General features: G+C 73.0%; 14 protein-coding genes. 7 read left to right on the top strand and 7 right to left on the bottom strand.

Annotation, left to right across the window (positions count from 1 at the left end; translation table 11 throughout):
* The first annotated feature begins 29 nt into the window (after positions 1 to 29).
* From ACFYMU_RS22030 to ACFYMU_RS22015, 4 genes are all read left to right on the top strand, one after another.
* Positions 30 to 1,211: an STM4014 family protein gene (locus tag ACFYMU_RS22030; RefSeq protein ID WP_388375620.1), complete on the top strand. Its 1,182-nt coding sequence runs from the start codon at positions 30 to 32 to the stop codon at positions 1,209 to 1,211.
* A 76-nt stretch (positions 1,212 to 1,287) separates the two neighbouring features.
* The gene (locus tag ACFYMU_RS22025) at positions 1,288 to 2,115 is read left to right on the top strand and encodes an STM4013/SEN3800 family hydrolase (RefSeq protein WP_388375750.1); all 828 of its coding nucleotides are present in this window, start codon (positions 1,288 to 1,290) and stop codon (positions 2,113 to 2,115) included.
* A complete protein-coding gene (locus ACFYMU_RS22020) occupies positions 2,112 to 3,500 on the top strand; it encodes an STM4012 family radical SAM protein (protein WP_388375617.1) in 1,389 nt (462 codons plus the stop codon). Before ACFYMU_RS22025 ends, ACFYMU_RS22020 begins: the two co-directional genes overlap by 4 nt.
* A gap of 11 nt (positions 3,501 to 3,511) precedes the next feature.
* Positions 3,512 to 4,405 (top strand): STM4011 family radical SAM protein, encoded by an 894-nt coding sequence (locus tag ACFYMU_RS22015; protein ID WP_388375614.1) that lies wholly within the window; start codon positions 3,512 to 3,514, stop codon positions 4,403 to 4,405.
* On the opposite strand, the gene ACFYMU_RS22010 is transcribed toward ACFYMU_RS22015, so the two are convergent.
* The 4 genes from ACFYMU_RS22010 to ACFYMU_RS21995 form a co-directional block, all read right to left on the bottom strand.
* Entirely contained in the window at positions 4,395 to 4,898 is a 504-nt protein-coding gene (locus ACFYMU_RS22010; RefSeq protein WP_388375612.1) for a hypothetical protein, read from the bottom strand. The genes ACFYMU_RS22015 and ACFYMU_RS22010 overlap by 11 nt on opposite strands.
* A 91-nt stretch (positions 4,899 to 4,989) precedes the next feature.
* Positions 4,990 to 6,594, bottom strand: a complete 1,605-nt coding sequence (locus ACFYMU_RS22005; RefSeq protein WP_388375609.1) for a hypothetical protein — start codon at positions 6,592 to 6,594, stop codon at positions 4,990 to 4,992.
* Positions 6,595 to 7,278: 684 nt separating this feature from the next.
* Positions 7,279 to 7,755: a (2Fe-2S)-binding protein gene (locus tag ACFYMU_RS22000; RefSeq protein ID WP_388375606.1), complete on the bottom strand. Its 477-nt coding sequence runs from the start codon at positions 7,753 to 7,755 to the stop codon at positions 7,279 to 7,281.
* An 8-nt stretch (positions 7,756 to 7,763) separates the two neighbouring features.
* Positions 7,764 to 10,100, bottom strand: coding sequence for a molybdopterin cofactor-binding domain-containing protein (locus ACFYMU_RS21995; protein ID WP_388375604.1), 2,337 nt, complete (start codon positions 10,098 to 10,100; stop codon positions 7,764 to 7,766).
* A gap of 300 nt (positions 10,101 to 10,400) precedes the next feature.
* Here ACFYMU_RS21995 and ACFYMU_RS21990 point away from each other — a divergent pair, with 300 nt between their 5' ends.
* Both ACFYMU_RS21990 and ACFYMU_RS21985 read left to right on the top strand, forming a co-directional pair.
* Entirely contained in the window at positions 10,401 to 11,282 is an 882-nt protein-coding gene (locus ACFYMU_RS21990) for an alpha/beta fold hydrolase (protein WP_388375601.1), read from the top strand.
* Positions 11,283 to 11,428: 146 nt separating this feature from the next.
* Positions 11,429 to 12,496: an O-antigen ligase family protein gene (locus tag ACFYMU_RS21985; RefSeq protein WP_388375598.1), complete on the top strand. Its 1,068-nt coding sequence runs from the start codon at positions 11,429 to 11,431 to the stop codon at positions 12,494 to 12,496.
* Between the two features lie 112 nt (positions 12,497 to 12,608).
* Here ACFYMU_RS21985 and ACFYMU_RS21980 read toward each other — a convergent pair whose 3' ends face one another.
* A complete protein-coding gene (locus ACFYMU_RS21980; protein WP_388375595.1) occupies positions 12,609 to 13,154 on the bottom strand; it encodes a hypothetical protein in 546 nt (181 codons plus the stop codon).
* A 71-nt stretch (positions 13,155 to 13,225) separates the two neighbouring features.
* Positions 13,226 to 14,011, bottom strand: a complete 786-nt coding sequence (locus tag ACFYMU_RS21975; protein WP_388375592.1) for a glutamate racemase — start codon at positions 14,009 to 14,011, stop codon at positions 13,226 to 13,228.
* 16 nt (positions 14,012 to 14,027) lie between these two features.
* On the opposite strand from ACFYMU_RS21975, the gene ACFYMU_RS21970 reads away from it, so the two are divergent.
* Positions 14,028 to 15,245 (top strand): glycosyltransferase, encoded by a 1,218-nt coding sequence (locus ACFYMU_RS21970; protein WP_388375589.1) that lies wholly within the window; start codon positions 14,028 to 14,030, stop codon positions 15,243 to 15,245.
* Between the two features lie 9 nt (positions 15,246 to 15,254).
* Here the strand turns inward: ACFYMU_RS21970 and ACFYMU_RS21965 are convergent, their stop codons facing one another.
* Positions 15,255 to 16,607, bottom strand: coding sequence for a TerD family protein (locus ACFYMU_RS21965; RefSeq protein WP_388375585.1), 1,353 nt, complete (start codon positions 16,605 to 16,607; stop codon positions 15,255 to 15,257).
* Between the last annotated feature and the right edge of the window lie 55 nt (positions 16,608 to 16,662).

The following is a 16,662-nucleotide window of genomic DNA, read 5'->3' as shown; positions in this document are numbered from 1 at the left end:
GGGACCGCGGTGGAGCGGCCGCGCACGGCGTGCGTTTCGCCGTGGTGGGCAACCCGGAGAACCGCAGGGTGACTCTGTTCGGTGCGGCCGTGCGCGCGGCCGGTCTGCCCGCACCCCGCGTGGTCCCGTGGGAGCGGGTGCTGCGTTCGGGCGGAGCCGACTTCGCCGACGGTGAGGTCGTCCGGGTCGACTCGCCCGGTGAGAACCCCGCCGTCGACCTGTTGCTGCGCGGCATCCCCGATCCCACCAGGGTCGAGGGTTCGGCTCACTGGTACGGGCGCTTCATGACGGCACTGCGCGGCCTGCGGGGCGGCGTCCGCCTCGACGACGTGGACGACCTGGCGGTGCTGTTCGACAAGCGGCGCTGCCACGCCGCCCTCTCCGCGACCGGGGTGCCGGTACCCGAGTCACCCACGTCGGGGCGCGAGGGCGCGGCCGTGCGCGGTTGGGACGACGTACGCGCCCTGATGCGCGACCGCCGGATGCCACGGCTGTTCGTCAAGCCGGCGCACGGCTCCTCGGCGTCCGGCGTCCTGGCCGTCGAGTCGTCGGGCAGTCGGGTCCGGGCCACCACCTCCGTCGAACTCGCCCCGGACGGGCGGCTGTTCAACTCCCTCACGGTGCGCCGGTACGAACGGGAGGAGCACATCGCGGCGATCGTGGACACGCTGGCCCCCGACGGCCTGCACCTGGAGCGCTGGCTGCCCAAGGCGTCCCAGCGGGGCCGCGCGGCGGACCTGCGGATCGTCGTCGTGGACGGCCGCGCCACCCACGCGGTGGTACGCACCAGCACCTCGCCCCTGACCAACCTCCACCTGGGCGGCACCCGCGGTGACCTCGACGCCGCGCGGGAGGCCGTCGAGACCGCGGGCGGCCGCTGGGCGGACGTCCTGGCCGTCTGCGAGCGGGCCGCGGCCTGCTTCCCGCGCACCCTGTGCGTCGGGGTCGACCTGCTGCCCGCCGTCGGATGGCGCCGGGTCGCGGTCGGCGAGGTCAACGCCTTCGGCGACCTGCTGCCCCGGCTGACGGGACTGCCGGGCAGCGGAGCGGAAGGGCTCGACACCTACGCGGCCCAGGTGGCGGCCGTCCTGCGCGGCACCGCCGTCGCAACGCCCGGCACCGCCGCCCCGACGCCCGGCACCGTCCCGCACGCCCGCCGGACCGATCCGCACCACCAGCACAGAACGGGAAACAGCCATGCCAGCGCCTGAACCGACCCTCCCGCCGCAGGGCCCGCGCGGTGGTCCAGGGGCGCCCGTGCCTCTCCCGGCGGCGGGCGAGCCGGACATGAACGAGATCGTCGGCAGCCACGACATCCTGCTCGTCACCCTCGACACCCTGCGCCACGACGTCGCCGCCGACCTGGCCGCGGCCGGGCGCACACCGCACCTGACCCGTCATCTGCCCGGCGGACGCTGGGAGGAGCGGCACGCACCCGGCAGTTTCACCTACGCCTCCCACCAGGCGATCTTCGCCGGGTTCCTGCCCACGCCCGCCGCGCCGGGCCCGCATCCGCGCCTGTTCGCGGCCGCCTTCGCGGGCAGCGAGACCACGGCGGAGCGCACGTATGTCTACGACACCCCGGACCTGGTCTCCGGCCTCGCCGGGGCGGGCTACCACACCGTGTGCATCGGCGGCGTCGGCTTCTTCACCAAGCAGGGCGCCCTCGGCTCGGTGCTCCCGGACCTGTTCCAGGAGTCCCACTGGGAGCCGGAGTTCGGGGTCGCCTCGCCGACGTCGTTCGAGTCGCAGGTCGCCTGCGCGGAGCGGGTGGTGCGCGAACTGCCGCACGAGCGGCGACTGTTCCTCTTCGTCAACGTCGCCGCCCTGCACCAGCCCAACTGGTTCCACCTGCCCGGCGCGACCCGCGAGGAAGGCGACTCCCGCGCCACGCACGCCGCCGCCCTCGAGTACGTCGACCGGCACATCGGCCGCCTGTTCGCCGCCATGAGCAGCAGGCGCCGCTGCTTCGCCGTCGTCTGCTCGGACCACGGCACCGCATACGGCGACGACGGCTACACCGGTCACCGCATCGGTCACACCTCCGTGTGGACCGTGCCCTACGCCCACTTCTTCCTGGACCGTACGCCCGCCCCCGCCGAGGCCGGCCGATGACCACCGCGACCGTCCCACAGCCGCACGGCGACCGACCGCAGCCCGTGCACCCGTACCGGAGCCCGTACCAGAGCTACGTCTACGCCTACCCGCACAAGACCGCCTACCGGAAGCTCCCGGACCGCCCGCCGCTGAGCACGCTGTGGGCCACGGAGCCCAAGGACGCCCTCTCCCTCTACCTGCACGTCCCGTTCTGCGAGGTCCGCTGCGGATTCTGCAACCTGTTCACCCGCATCGGCGCACCCGACGGACTGGCCGGCGCCTACCTGGACGCCCTCGACCGGCAGGCGGGGGCCGTACGGGAGGCACTGGGCGCGGGGGACCCGGTGCGGTTCGCCACGACGGCCTTCGGCGGCGGCACGCCCACCTTCCTCACCGCCGCCGAACTCGAGCGGCTGTGCGACATCGCGGAACACCGCATGGGCGCCGACCTGCGGGCCGTCCCGCTGTCGGTGGAGGCCTCGCCCGCCACGGCCACCGCCGACCGGCTGGAGGTGCTGGCCGCGCGCGGGGCCACCCGGCTGAGCCTCGGGGTGCAGAGCTTCGACGACGCCGAGGCCCGTGCGGCCGTACGGCCGCAGCGCCGCGCCGACGTCGAGGCCGCGCTCGGCCGCATCCGTGACACCGGGATCCCGGTCCTCAACATCGACCTGATCTACGGCATCGACGGGCAGACCGAGGAGAGCTGGCTGCGGTCGCTGGACGCGGCCCTGGCCTGGCGCCCCGAAGAGCTGTACCTCTACCCCCTCTACATCCGCCCCCTGACCGGTCTCGGCCGCCGCGCCGGCGACAGCGACCCGGCCTGGGACGAGCAGCGCCTGCGCCTGTACCGCCTGGGCCGCGACCATCTCCTCGCCCACGGCTATGCGCAGCGGTCCATGCGGATGTTCCGCCGCGCGGACGCACCGCCGCAGGGAGCGGACGACCACGCCTGCCAGACCGACGGCATGATCGGCCTGGGCTGCGGCGCCCGCTCCTACACCGCGGGGCTGCACTACTCCTTCGACTACGCCGTCGGCATGCACGAGATCCGCTCCATCATCGACGACTACGTCTCCCGGCCGGGCCGTGACTTCGCGCACGCCGAGTACGGACGGCGCATCGACGCGGACGAGGCCCGGCGCCGCCATCTGCTGCAGTCGCTCCTGCAGGCCGGGGGCCTGGACGGCGCCGGCTACCGCGCCCGATTCGGCGGCCGCGCACCGGCCGACGACTTCGGACGCGAACTGGCCGGATTCGCCGACCGGGGCTGGCTGGAGGACGCGGATCGGGACGCCTCGGCGCTGCGGCTGACCCCCGAGGGCCTGGCCCACTCCGACGCCATCGGCCCGGAGCTGTTCTCACCGGCCGTGCGGGACGCGATGGCCGCCTACGCGAGGAAGTGAGGCGGCCTCGCATGGACCTGACCCTCCTCTACCGGGGCCCGCTGGCCTCGTGCGACTACGACTGCCCGTACTGCCCCTTCGCCAAGCGCCGCGACAGCCGGGAGCAACTCCGCGCCGACCGTGCCTGCCTGGAGAGATTCGCGCAGTGGGCCGCGGACCGGACCACCGACCGCCTCTCGCTCCTCTTCACTCCTTGGGGGGAGGGCCTGGTGCGCTCCTGGTACCGGCGCGCCCTGGCCGAGCTGTCCCACCAGGCCCATGTCCGCCGCGTCGCCATACAGACCAACCTCAGCTGCCGCACCGACTGGCTCGCCGAGGCCGACCCCGACACCCTCGCCCTGTGGTGCACGTACCACCCGGGGCAGACCCCGTACGACCGCTTCCTGGGCAAATGCCGGGAACTGGCCGAGCGCCGGGTCCGTTTCAGCGTCGGCGTCGTCGGTCTGCCGGAACACCTCGAGGCGGCCCGGCGGCTGCGCGCCGATCTGCCGGAGCAGGTGTACCTGTGGGTGAACGCCGCCGAAGGCCACACCTACGACGACGCGCAGGCCGACCGTTGGACCGCGCTCGACCCGCTCTTCCCCTACTCCCGGCACCCGCACGCGAGCGCGGGCCTGCCCTGCCGCACCGGCGAGTCCGTGATCTCCGTCGACGGTGACGGCACGGTCCGCCGCTGCCACTTCGTCCGCGCCGAACTGGGCAATCTCTACGACGGCACGTACCGCCGGGCGCTGCGCCCGCGCCCCTGTCCGCGTTCCGTGTGCGACTGCCACATCGGCTACGTCCACCTGGAGACGCTGCCGCTGTACGACGTGTTCGCGGGCGGTGTACTGGAACGGATCCCGGCGCCGGCCCCCCTGCCACGCGCTCCGCTCCCCCTGTGCGATCGGCGGGCTACGGGGTGACCGTCACGGTGACCTCGTAGCGTCCCTGGCCCGGCGGGCAGCGCATCGCCTCGCCGCACGAGTCGCGGCGGGCGGTGACGAGCGCGGTACCGGACCGGCGGGCGGTGAACTCCGCGGCGGAGACACCGCAGCCGCCGCCGGGCCGGCAGGTGCCGCCGGGCGTGGTTCGGGCCCCTGCGGGGGCCAGCACCCGCGGGTCCGAGCCGGTGGGGGCCGACCAGTAGGTGCTGTGCAGGCGCACCACGACACGTGTGCCGGGGGGCACGCGAACCGTGGTTCCCCGTGCCCGCTCGTCGAGGACGACCGATCCGGAGGGGGATGCGGTGGAAGCCGCCTGGGCGGGACGGCTCGACGACGGCGGGGAGGCCGGCGGTCCCGCGGGACCGGACGAACAGCCGCCCAGGGCGCCCGCCGCGGCGGCCGCGGCCACGGCGGCGAGCCCTGCGCGCAGCGCGCGCCGGGCGGGGCGGTGGCCGACCGTGGAACGGGGCATGGGCCCTCCTGTTGATGCCACCCGGACGGGACGGAAGGACGGGGTGGGGGCGGGCCCGGTGACCCGCCCCCACCGTACGGTGTGCAGGGCGTCAGGAGACGGTCACGTCGTCGTAGTAGGTGTACGTCGCGTCACCCGCGTAGTTGTCGTCCTTGTTGGTGAGGGTGAGGGTGTAGTTGTGGCCGGCGGTCACCGTGCCGGAGACCTGCTTCCAGCCCGCGCCCTGGGTGCAGGTCTTGGCGAGCAGCGTCGTGGTGGTGCCGGCCGTGGTGTCCTGGAGGGTGGCCGTCGCCCAGTCGTAGGTCACCGTGTCCGGGCAGGTGACGTTGTACCAGAAGGAGACCTTGCTGGTGCCGGAGGGCGCCGCGAAGCTCTGGGAGACCGAGGAGGTGCTGGTCGGGCTGCTCGATCCGACCAGCGCGCCGTAGCTGCCGCCGTGCGCCGCCGAGGCACTGGCGGAGGCGGTGCCGCTGGTGGTCCAGCTCGACAGGCTGCCGGTCTCGAAGGTGCCGTTGGTGAGGGTGCCGCCGCCGCTGCCGCCCCCGACGATCGCGTGCGACATGGCGCAGGAGTTGGTGTCGTTCGACCAGCTCGCCTGCTCGGCGAAGGTGCCGGTGCCCATGGTGACGTTGGCCGCCCCGCCGGTGGTGCCGGGCGAGAGCCAGGCGCATTCGTCGGCGTTCTCCTGGCCGTCGTACGAGCTGCCGGTGTGGTTGGTCCAGCCGCCGGCCGGGTTCTGGTCCGACATCATCTCCTGCCACTCGTGGCCGAGCGTCATGGTCCACCCGTCCAGCGTTCCGGGCGAGTTGACGAAGCCCACGCCACAGCCGGCGCCGGAGTCCATGTTGTACGGCTGGTTGCTGAACGCGATGTCGCCGTAGGAGGAGGACACCGCACCGCCGGTCAGCGTGGTGTCGCCGTTCCAGTCGTGCCAGGCGCAGTAGTTGCCCTGGTAGCTGTCCGGGTTGGTGTTGTGGGGCGAGAGGACGACGTAGTACGCGTCGCGGTTCGACGCGGCGGTGGTGTTGCCGAAGTGACCGGCCGCCTTGACGGCCTCGGCGCCCAGCTGGTGCCCGGTCGCGGCACTCGGGGAGGCGGCCGAGTTGTCGTACCACACGCCGGACAGTACGCCGCCGCTCTGGTACGGGATGAAGTTCGCGTTGGACGGGCAGCTGGTGGCGCCCGTCGTCACGTTGGGCCCGTCACACCACTGGGTGAGGTCGGCGGACCACCGCTCGTTGCCGGTGCCGATGTCCTTGAACATCTCCTGTGCGACCGGAGCGGCGCCGTCCGGGTCACCGGAGAACGTGGCGTCGCCGTTGCCGTCGGTGCCCTGCGTGCCCCACTGGGAGCCGTAGAAGACCAGGTAGACCTTGGAGTGACCGCTCTGGACGCCGATGCCGTCGACGCCGCCGCCGTAGGACAGCGTCTGGGTTCCGGTCGCAGCGGCCGCGGCCGGGTGCTGGGCCGTCCACGACTTCATCTTCGCGTTCCGCTGGATGGTCGGTACGGCGCCGTGCCGGTACGGGTGCTGGTAGGACGGGCTGTAGGGGTTGGATCTCACCGTCTGGCCTGCGGCCTGGGTGGCGGCTTCCGCCTGGGGCATGGAGGCGAGTGCCACGCCGGTGAGAAGGGACAGCGAGGCGAGACCGGTCAGGGTCGCTCGGGCTGCGCCGCGTATGTGGGGAGCTCCCATGGGTGATGGGATCCTTTCTGCGTACAGACCACCGCCGTGGGTCCGGCGGAGGTGGATGCGTGGAACGTCGACGAGGCGCATCACGAAGGCACGCCGGCTCCGGGCCGCCGGTGCCGGTTCCGTCGCAGGGCAGGACGAGAGGCCGCGGCGGCACCGGAGTGACTGCACGGGCCATGCGCTCGGCAGTTGGGGAACTCACGTACGGCGTTGCATTCCGCGTGGAACTCTCGTCCTTGACCGGACGGAAGTGAAAAGCAGCGAGGGTATTTCCCCGCGTTGTTGCTGGTGGTTCATGTGAGGCGCTGTCAGACGCGGAGAAGCAAATCAGTGCTGACGGGTTCACGTCAATGGGGCTCATAGTCTTCTTACAGGAAAGTGTCCGCACCCTCTGCGCGCGACGCCGCGCGACCGCCGAGGAAGCACTGTTCTCGCTGGTCAAGGGCCCGCGCGGCGACCGTGCGGCACACTCGGGCCGGCCTGACGACCCAGCCGGGCGGGCCACTTGACACCTTCAGGACCCCGACAGACATCGGGATTCCCAGGCTGTTGAAAAAACGAAGAAAAAGGCCGGTCAAGAAGCCGTAATTCACGGTCAATTGTTGGATGTCTCAGCCGGGTGCGTCGCTCGGCGCGCTCGGGTGCGACGGACGGGGGGGGCAGGGCGGGGCGCCTCCCTGCCCCGCCTCACTGCTTCTTCGCAGCGGCCACGATCGCCTCTCGTATGCGGTGGTACGTTCCGCAGCGGCAGACGTTGCGGATCTCGTCGAGGTCCGCCTCGCCGATCTCGCGCCCTTCCGCCCGGGCCTGGCGGACCTTCGCGACGGCGGTCATGATCTGACCCGGCTGGCAGTAGCCGCACTGGGCGACGTCGTACTCGAGCCAGGCCTCCTGCATCGGGTGCAGTGGCCTGCCCACGGTTGCCGGAAGTCCCTCGATGGTGGTGATCTCGTCGTCCGGCCCGATGTCCTTCACCGGGACCGAACAGGGGTTGAACGCCTTGCCGTTGATGTGGCTCGTGCATGCCTGGCACACGCCGAGCCCGCAGCCGTACTTCGGTCCGGTGATGCCCAGGACGTCCCGCAGCACCCACAGCAGTCGCACGTCGTCCTCGATGTCCACGGTGACGGTCGTGCCGTTGAGGATGAAGGTGTGTTCGGGCACGTGGACTCCTAGAAGGCGCGGCTCAGGCCGTCGGTGGGGGACGCGGGGACGGGCGGGGTGGTCGGCAGGGGATCGAAGCCGAGCGGGCCGCCGTGGTTGATCGGGAAGACCGTCGGCATCGTGCCGGTGGCACGGCCGTAGGCGCAGGCCACCGCGGCCATCGCCCCCGCCACGGCCAGTTCCCCGGCGCCGCCGGGCGTTCCGGTGGTCGGCGGCATGACGACGATCTCCAGCTCCGGCGGCGTGTTCCACTGGCGTGTGTAGAAGTAGTTGTCCCAACTTCCTTCCAGGAAGTGCCCGTTGTCGAGGTGAAGGCCGGAGCTGAGCGTGATGGCGATGCCGTCCATGATGCCGCCCGTCATCTGGGCCTCCAGCCCGCGGGGGTTGACGGCGAGGCCCACGTCGACGGCGCAGACGACCCTGGTGACACGGGGTCCGGTGCAGGCGTCGGGGATCGTGCGGCCGGTGGTCTCCGGCCGGCAGTCGATCTCCGCGAGCACCGCCACGTACGCGTGGTACTCGGGGTGGATCGCGATGCCCTGCGCCGTGCCCGCGGGCATGCTCCGGCCCCAGCCGCCCACCTCCGCGGCCTTGTCCAGGACGGCCCGGGCCCGTTCGTCCTTGAGGAAGGAGCGACGGAACCGATAGGCGTCCCTGCCCATCCGCTTCGCCAGCTCGTCCACCACCAGCTCCTGCGCGCACCGCACGTTGGGCGAGTAGATGTTGCGCATGGAACCGGTGTTGAAGCCCTTGTCGGTCTCGTTGAGCAACTGGGTGACGACACCGAAGTCGTAGGGGGTCTGCTGGGTCAGCGTGAAGACGGTCTCGGAGAAGGTGAGGTCGCCCACGGGCAGCCTCGCGGCCTCCGAGGTGATGATCTCGCCGACGCCGTGGCCGAAGTCGGTGGCCACGGACGTGTGGCGCTGGTCGTAACCGAGCACCTGGCCGAGCGCATGGCAGGCGCGGACCCTCGAGGTGGCCATGGGGTGGACGCGGCCCTGCCGGAAGTCGTCCGTGCGGTGCCACATCAGCTTGACGGGCTTGCCCGTCCTCTTGGAGATCTCCGCGGCCTCGGCGGCCGCGTCGTGGAACAGCTTCCGTCCGAACGAGCCGCCGCCCTCGGTGACATGGACCGTGACCGCGGTGGGCGGCAGACCCAGCTGCGACGCGATCTGCTCCCGCGCGGTGATCGGTGACTTCAGGCTCGCCCAGATCTCGGCGGAGTCCTCCCGGACGTCGGCGACGGCGCAGTTGGGCTCCAGCGCGCTGTTGCTGGCGAAGTGGAAGGTGAAGCGGGCGTCGACGGACCTGACGAGCGGAGCGGGGGCGGGGAGCGGGAGTTCGGCCCTGCGGAGCTCGTCACGAACGGTGGCGTCGGACCGGCCTTCCGCGGTCCCCGGATTCCAGGTGACCCTCAGGGCGCGGACGGCGTCGATGCACTGCCCGAAGGTGCGGCCACGGACGGCGACACCGGTGGAGACCGGCACGACGTCGGTGATGCCGGGCATCGCCCGCACCTCGTCCAGGTTCTCCACCGAGCGGACCGTGCCGTTGATCGTCGGGGGCCTGCACACCATGGCCGGCAGGGCGCCCGGCACATGCAGGTCCATGGCGAACCTCTTGCGTCCGGTGACCGCCTCGAGCGCGTCGATGCGCCGCTGCGCGGTCCCGATGACCTTGAAGTCGGACGGCTCCTTGAGGGTGACGGAGACCTGAGTGGTGGTCAGCGAGGCGGCCTTCCCGACGAGTTCTCCGTAGGTGAGGCTCCTGCCGCTCACCGTGGAGGTGACGCTCCCGGCCTTCGTGGTCAGGGTACCGATCGCCTCTCCCAGTTCGAGGGCCGCCGCCGTCAGCAGCCGCCCGCGGGCGACGGCCGCCGCGACCCGGATGGGGGTGTAGGTGGAGATCGTGGTGTTCGACCCGCCGGTCAGCTGGTTGAACACCAGCTCGGGCCGTGCGTCCGCGAGCGAGACGCGGATCCTGTCCAGGGGCAGGTCCAGTTCCTCGGCGATGAGCATGGCGCTGGAGGTGGTGACGCCCTGCCCGACCTCGGCCCGCGGCAGGGCGAAGGAGGCGGTGCCGTCGGGGTCGATCCGGATCGTGATCAGGTTCGCGGTGGGCAGGGCGGCGTGGGTGAGCATGTCGTTGAGGTCGTAGATCTCGGCCGGGCCCGGCACGGACGGCACCACCGCGGCCGCGTCCGCGGGGGCGAGGACGTCCTCGCCCAGCCGGGCGGCGACGGTCAGCGTGGAGGCGGCCACCAGGTATCCCAGGAAGGTCCGGCGCCCGGGGCCGTCGGGCCGGGCGGCGGTCTCGTGCGGCTGCGGGCGGTGGTGGGCTCCCATCAACTGTCCTCCCGACGGCGAAGCGGAGTACCCCGTGTGCGCCGCGAGGGGGGAGGCGGCGCCCGGCGTCGGGTGCGCCTCCGGGTCGTCCTCGGCGGCTCTTGACTGTGCACGGTGGGCCCGCGCCGCGGAAGATCCCGGTGGCTCATCTCCTCACAAGCCTCACGGCGCTTCACATATGCGGCCCCTCGGGCTCCGTGGGCCCTGCGCCGGACGGCCGCGCGCCTCGGCCTTGACAATCCATGGGGACGGCTGAAGGCTGACCGACCAGTCGGTATGAGAGGGTGGATCGTGAACGAGGTGAGCATCTCCACCGCCGCGGGCGTGTTCGACGCGATCACGGCGGGTCCGGTGGGGGGCCGTCCGGTGCTGCTGCTGCACGGTTTCCCGCAGACCGGGCGGGTGTGGGAACGGCAGATCGCGGCGCTGGCCGCGCACGGCCACCGGGTGGTGGCACCCGACCAGCGCGGGTACTCCCCCGGCGTCCGCCCCGAACGGCCCGAGGACTACCGCGTCGACGTCCTGGTCGAGGACGTGGTCGCGATCGCGGAGGAACTGGGCTGGGCGTCGTTCGATCTGGTCGGCCATGACTGGGGAGGCGCGGTGGCGTGGTGGACCGCCGACGCCCACCCCGACCGGGTGCGGACCCTGACCGTCGTCTCGACCCCGCACCCCGGCGCGCTGGCCACCGCTCTGCGCGCCGACGGGGATCAGCGCGAGCGCTCGCGCTACATGATCGACTGGCGTGAGACGCCCGCGACCGAGGAGCGCATGCTCGCCGACGGAGCCGAGGAGCTTCGCGCCTGTTACGGCGGCGAGGTCCCGCCGGCCGGAGTCGAGGCGTACGTACGGCACCTGTCCCGGCCCGGCGCTCTCACCGCGGCACTGAACTGGTACCGCGCCGGCCGTCCGGACCGCGCGATCGGCGTCATCGACGTGCCCACGCTGTACGTCTGGAGCACGCAGGACAGCGCGTTCGGCCCCGCGGCCGCGCAGGAGACCCGGCGGTGGGTCCAGGGACCGTACCGGTTCGAGACCCTCCAGGGCGTCAGCCACTGGGTGCCCGAGGAAGCGCCCGAGACGCTCAACCGCCTGCTGCTCGACCATCTGCGAGCGCACGCTTCCCCGCTGGGCACCGAGGCGCCGCGACGAGCGCGCCGTGCGGAAGCCCGAGCCGACTGAACCGCGGCGGGAAGTCCGCTGCGGCCAGGAAAGGTTCCCGCGCAACTCGTCCACAAACCGGCGCATCACCCGTTACCGTGTGCCCGAGCCTCTGACGTGCGGCCGGACACGGCGCGACCCGTCGGGGCCCGTCACAGGGGGGCGGGGTGGAGAGCACGCGGACGGCGTCCACGGCGGGGGCCGGGGACGCCGAAGACGACAGACGAAACGTCTCGGACGCCACGGGCGTCCTGATGCTCGGCGCGTGCGCGGCCTGGGCGCTGATCACGGCCGCCGCACACGGCGGCCGGCCCGAGGGCGTGCTGCTCGCGGTGCTCGCGGCCGCCGCCGGCTACGCGTCGGGGCGGATCCTGGGTGCCCTGCTGCCGGTGGCCGCACCCGCCGCCGGCGCCTTCACCGGCCTCGGTCTCGCGCTCGCCGCGCCGCACCTCACGGCGGGCCCGCAGTTCGCCGCCCCGCTCGGGCACACCGGTGCGATCGCCGCCCTGCTGACGCTCTCCTCGGGCGCGGCGTGCTGCGCCGCGTGGGCCGCCGGGGCCCCGGGGGCACGCCTGGTGCTACGGCTGTCGGTCGTGGCGTTCGCGGTGGTCGCGGCGGCGCTCGGCTCCGCCACGGGTCTCGCCGCGTGCGCCGGCGTGCTGCTGTGCTCGCTCGCCGCCGACCGGACGCGTCGCCGCGCCCCGGCTCTGGCCGCGCTCGCCCTGGTGGCGGCCCTGACGGCGGCGACGACCTGGGCGGTGGCCGAGGGCACCCTGCCGCACGGTCTGCGGACCGTGCTGGAGGACCGGTTCAGCCGGCATCGGGTGCGGCTCTGGCACGACGCGCTCACCCTGACCGGCCGGGATCCGGTGCTCGGAGCGGGGCCCGGGCGCTTCGGCGAACTGAGCCCCACGGCCACGCAGTCGCTCCTGCCCGACGGCAAGCCCCACTCCGCGCCCCTGCAACAGGCCGCCGAACAGGGGCTGATCGGTGTGGCGCTGCTCGCGGCGGTCTTCTGCTGGGTCCTGTACGCGCTGTGGCGCACCAGGCGCCCCACGCCGGTCGCCCTCACGGCGGGCGCCGCCCTGACGGCACTGGCGGTGATCGCGTCGGTGGGCAACGCGCTGAGCTTCACCACGGTGACGGTGGGAGCGGGGGTGCTGGCCGGGATCGCGACGGCACGCCCGCTCAGGGAGGAGGGGCAGCGCAAGCGGAGCGGGGTGTCGCAGCCGTGAGCCGCCGCTCGGGGACGCACCGCCGTGGGTGCGCAGCACCTGGGGAACCCACCGCCGTGGCGTGCCGCACCCAGGAACCCACCGCCGTGGCGTGCCGCGCTCCGGGCGCGGCTCAGTGCGTGGCGCCGGGCAGGCCGGGCCGCAACCGGGCGCGGATGACGTGTACCGCCGTCTCGGCGTTGTCCACGGTGATCGTGAAGGTGTGGCCGTCCCACAGGCGCAGGGCGAGGCCCTCGCCCCGCCGTACGACGACGGCGGTGCCCTTCTCCGGCCGCCAGCGGTAGCCCCAGCCGCCCCACTGGCGCGGGGTGACCCGCGGGACGAATTCCGCGCGGGCGACGTTCGCGAGGGGGATGCGGCGGCGCGGCACACCGATGTGGCCGCAGCGCACCTCGAGGCACTCGTGGTCGACCCTCACCGCGACGTGCACGAAGGCGAGGGTGCCGAAGAGGACCAGCAGCCCGGCCGCGATGCAGCCCACCACGGCCATGACGAGCGGCGCGATGCCGGAGGTCCAGGCGGAGTCGACGGCCAGTTCGATGCCGAGGGCCATGAAGGCGGCGCCGCCGAGGGACAGAAGCCACTGGAGGCGGTTGGTCGCCCGCCCCGTCCAGATGTCGGGGGGCGTGGCCGTGTCACCGTGGGGGTGGTCCCTCATGTCTCGAGCGTACCGAGGTTCCGGAGCGTGGGCACCTGGTTGCGCGGTGGTCACCCCCGGGAGACGGTGACTCAGCTCACATCCAGGGCCGTCCGCAGCAGCCTGCCCTCGTCGTACGCCAGCGCCGCGGCGGGCAGTGCGCCACCGCGCCCGCTGAGCAGCACGGTCACCCCGGCACCAGGGGAAGCCTCCGGCGCGGGGCTCGCCCCGATCCGGCGCAGCGCCTGCGCGGCCACGGCGCCGGCAGAGCCGTGCAGGACGAGCGGCGGCCGGCCGGGCTGCTGGACGGCGGCGCGGATGCGCTCGGCGACCAGTTCGTAGTGGGTGCAGCCCAGGACGAGGGTCGTCACCTCGGCCGGAGTGCGTGCCGCGGCCGCCGCGACGGCCGCGGCGACGGCCGCCTCGTCCGCCCGCTCCACCGCGTCGGCGAGTCCGGGGCACGGGACCTCGGTGACCTCGACCCCGTCGGCGAAGTCGCGGATCAGGCCGCGCTGGTAGGGACTGCCGGTGGTGGCCGGCGTCGCCCAGATCGCCACCGGCCCCCCGCCCGCGGCGGCCGGCTTGATCGCCGGGACGGTGCCGATGACGGGCACGGTCGGTTCGAGGAGGGCCCGCAGAGCGGGCAGGGCGTGCACGGACGCCGTGTTGCAGCCGACGATCAGCGCGTCGGGCGCGTGTGCCGCGGCGGCCTCGGCGACACCCAGGGCGCGCCGCGTGAGGTCCTCGGGAGTCCGCGGTCCCCAGGGCATGCCGTCCGGGTCCAGGGAGAGCACGAGATCTGCGTCGGGCCGCAGGCGCCGCACTGCGGCGGCGGCCGGCAGCAGTCCGATTCCGGAGTCCATCAGCGCGATCTTCACCCGGCAACGATAGACGATGAGCCCCGGCGGGCCGCCGTGGTGGGGCAGACTTCGACGGGTGAGTGCCCTTGTGTGGATCACCGCCGTGTCATTGGCCGCCTGGTTGTGGCTGCTGCTGGGCCAGGGGTTCTTCTGGCGTACGGATCTGCGGCTGCCGCCCCGCCGGGACCCGGAGTCGTGGCCGCCCGTCTGTGTCGTCGTGCCCGCGCGGGACGAGGCCGCCGTGCTCCCGCGGAGTCTTCCCTCGTTGCTGGCCCAGGACTATCCGGGACGTGCCGAGGTCTTCCTGATCGACGACGGCAGTTCGGACGGCACCGGGGAGCTGGCCCGTGAACTGGCCGGCCGGCACGGCGGACTGCCGCTGACGGTCGGCTCCCCGGGCGAGCCACCCGCGGGCTGGACCGGCAAGCTGTGGGCCGTGCGCCACGGAATCGGACTGGCACGCGCGCGTGCGCCCGAGTACCTGCTCCTGACGGACGCCGACATCGCGCACGCGCCCGACACCCTGCGCTCCTTGGTCGCGGCGGCGCGCACCGGCGGTTTCGATCTCGTCTCGCAGATGGCCCGGCTGCGGGTGCAGAGCATGGGGGAGCGGCTCGTCGTACCCGCCTTCGTGTACTTCTTCTCGCAGTTGTATCCGTTCCGATGGGTCGCGCGGGAAGGATCGCGCACGGCGGCCGCGGCGGGCGGCTGCGTCCTGCTGCGCACCGACGCGGCCGAGCGGGCGCGGATCCCCGACGCCGTCCGGCAGGCCGTCATCGACGACGTGGCGCTCGCGCGGGCGGTCAAGAACAGCGGCGGCCGTATCTGGCTCGGGCTGGCCGACCATGTCGACAGTGTGCGCCCGTATCCGCGGCTGCACGACCTGTGGCGGATGGTCTCGCGCAGTGCCTATGCCCAGCTCCGGCACAGTCCGCTGCTGCTCGCCGGTACGGTGCTGGGGCTCGTGCTCGTCTACCTGGTGCCGTCCGTGGCCCTGGTCGCCGGGCTCGTCACGGACGACGTCGCGGCGATGGTGCTCGGCGGGCTCGCGAAAGTGGTGATGACGGCGACGTACGTTCCCATGCTGCGCTACTACCGTCAGCCGCTGTGGCTCGCGCCGTTGCTGCCGGTGACCGCGGTCCTGTACCTCCTCATGACGGTCGATTCGGCGGTGCAGCACTACAGGGGGCGCGGTGCGGCCTGGAAGGGCCGCACCTACGCACGTCCGGACGCCGCGCTCGACGAACGGTGACCGACGCGGTCACTTCCTGCCGGGGGTCCAGTTCATGCCCCACCCGTAGGCGTGGTCGATGGTGCGCTGGGGGCTGACGCCGCGCTCCGGGACCAGGTAGCGGGCCTCGCGCCGGACGACCAGGTCGCCGCCCGTGTTGGTGATGAGGGCGAGCGCGCACACGGTCGAGGGCACCGTGCACTCGTCGAGGAAGAACTCGATGGGAGCGCCGTGCTGCGGCTGGAGCGTGACCGTGGCGTGCAGGTCGGCGAAGGACCGGGCGCCCTCGTAGATCGTCACGAAGATGAGGATGCGCCGGAAGCTCTGCTGGTGGTCGAGGCTGACGGTGAGGTTCTCGCCGCTCTCGACGGCACCCGTGCGGTCGTCGCCGTCGAGGTGGATGTACGGGGGCTGGTGCAGCGCGCCGAAGGCGTTGCCGAGCGCCTGGACGACGCCCTTCCTGCCGTCGGACAGCTCGTACAGCGCGCACAGGTCCAGGTCGAGGTCGGCGTGCATGGCCACCGCCCGGCCGCGTTTCCTGCCCCATCCGGAGAACTGTTTGCGCACCTGCCAGTTGAGGTTCACGCGCAGGGCACCGGACGTGCCGCCCTGCTTGGCCAGCGAGACCGAGGGGGCCTGTTTGGTGAGGGTGACCTTGCTGAGGCTGACCGGGGGCTGGGGCGCCGAGGGGGCAACGGGCAGCGGCGGCGGAGCGCCGTAGACGCCGGCGGGGGGCGGGACGGTGACCGGCAGGGCGGGCACGGGGGGTGCGGGCGGTGCGGGCGGCGGGGACATGGTGACCGGCGCGGCCGGCCAGTCGACGCGGGTGACGGGCGCGGGCGGCGGCGGCACCGCGTGCTGCGGCTCGTCCACCGTGATCCCGTAGTCCGTGGCGAGCCCCTCGAGTCCGCTGCTGTAGCCCTGTCCCACGGCGCGGAACTTCCACGCTCCCTGACGGCGGTAGAACTCGCCGAGCACGAACGCGGTCTCGACGGTCGCGGTGGGGTCGAAGCGCGCCACCTCGGTGCCCCGCTGCGCGTCGAGCACGCGGATGGACAGACCGGGCACCTGCCCGAAGGTTCCGCCGTCGGTGGAGGCGGCGAGCACCACGGTCTCGATCGCGGGCTCCATGCGCGCGAGGTCCACGAGGAGTGAGTCCGTCACCTGGCCGCCCACGTCCCGCTTGCCCTCGTGGCGGACCGCGCCGGAGGGGTGCGTGGCCTGGTTGTAGAAGACGAAGTCGCCGTCGGTGCGGACCTTGCCGGCGACCAGCAGCAGCGCCGAGGCGTCCGCGTCGGGCACACCAGGTCCGGAGCGCCAGCCCAATTCGACGCGCAGTGCCGTCGTCGGCACCTGGAGATTCGACCCTTTCGGCATTGACATGTCCGCCCCCATCAGGTGTCACCGTGCCAAGGCCGAGGCGCGGTGGTCCGTTGCA

It is taken from the genome of Streptomyces sp. NPDC007264 (assembly GCF_042869095.1).
In the GTDB taxonomy this organism is placed as follows: Bacteria; Actinomycetota; Actinomycetes; order Streptomycetales; family Streptomycetaceae; genus Streptomyces.
This window is presented reverse-complemented; position numbering and strand designations above follow the sequence as displayed.

Bases quoted from the DNA above. Each gene is read 5' to 3' on its own strand.
- ACFYMU_RS22025 (WP_388375750.1), top strand. From the start codon at position 1,288: ATGAACGAGATCGTCGGCAGCCACGACATCCTGCTCGTCACCCTCGAC.
- ACFYMU_RS22020 (WP_388375617.1), top strand. From the start codon at position 2,112: ATGACCACCGCGACCGTCCCACAGCCGCACGGCGACCGACCGCAGCCC.
- ACFYMU_RS22015 (WP_388375614.1), top strand. From the start codon at position 3,512: ATGGACCTGACCCTCCTCTACCGGGGCCCGCTGGCCTCGTGCGACTAC.
- ACFYMU_RS22010 (WP_388375612.1), bottom strand. From the start codon at position 4,898: ATGCCCCGTTCCACGGTCGGCCACCGCCCCGCCCGGCGCGCGCTGCGC.
- ACFYMU_RS22005 (WP_388375609.1), bottom strand. From the start codon at position 6,594: ATGGGAGCTCCCCACATACGCGGCGCAGCCCGAGCGACCCTGACCGGT.
- ACFYMU_RS21995 (WP_388375604.1), bottom strand. From the start codon at position 10,100: ATGGGAGCCCACCACCGCCCGCAGCCGCACGAGACCGCCGCCCGGCCC.
- ACFYMU_RS21980 (WP_388375595.1), bottom strand. From the start codon at position 13,154: ATGAGGGACCACCCCCACGGTGACACGGCCACGCCCCCCGACATCTGG.
- ACFYMU_RS21970 (WP_388375589.1), top strand. From the start codon at position 14,028: ATGAGCCCCGGCGGGCCGCCGTGGTGGGGCAGACTTCGACGGGTGAGT.
- ACFYMU_RS21965 (WP_388375585.1), bottom strand. From the start codon at position 16,607: ATGTCAATGCCGAAAGGGTCGAATCTCCAGGTGCCGACGACGGCACTG.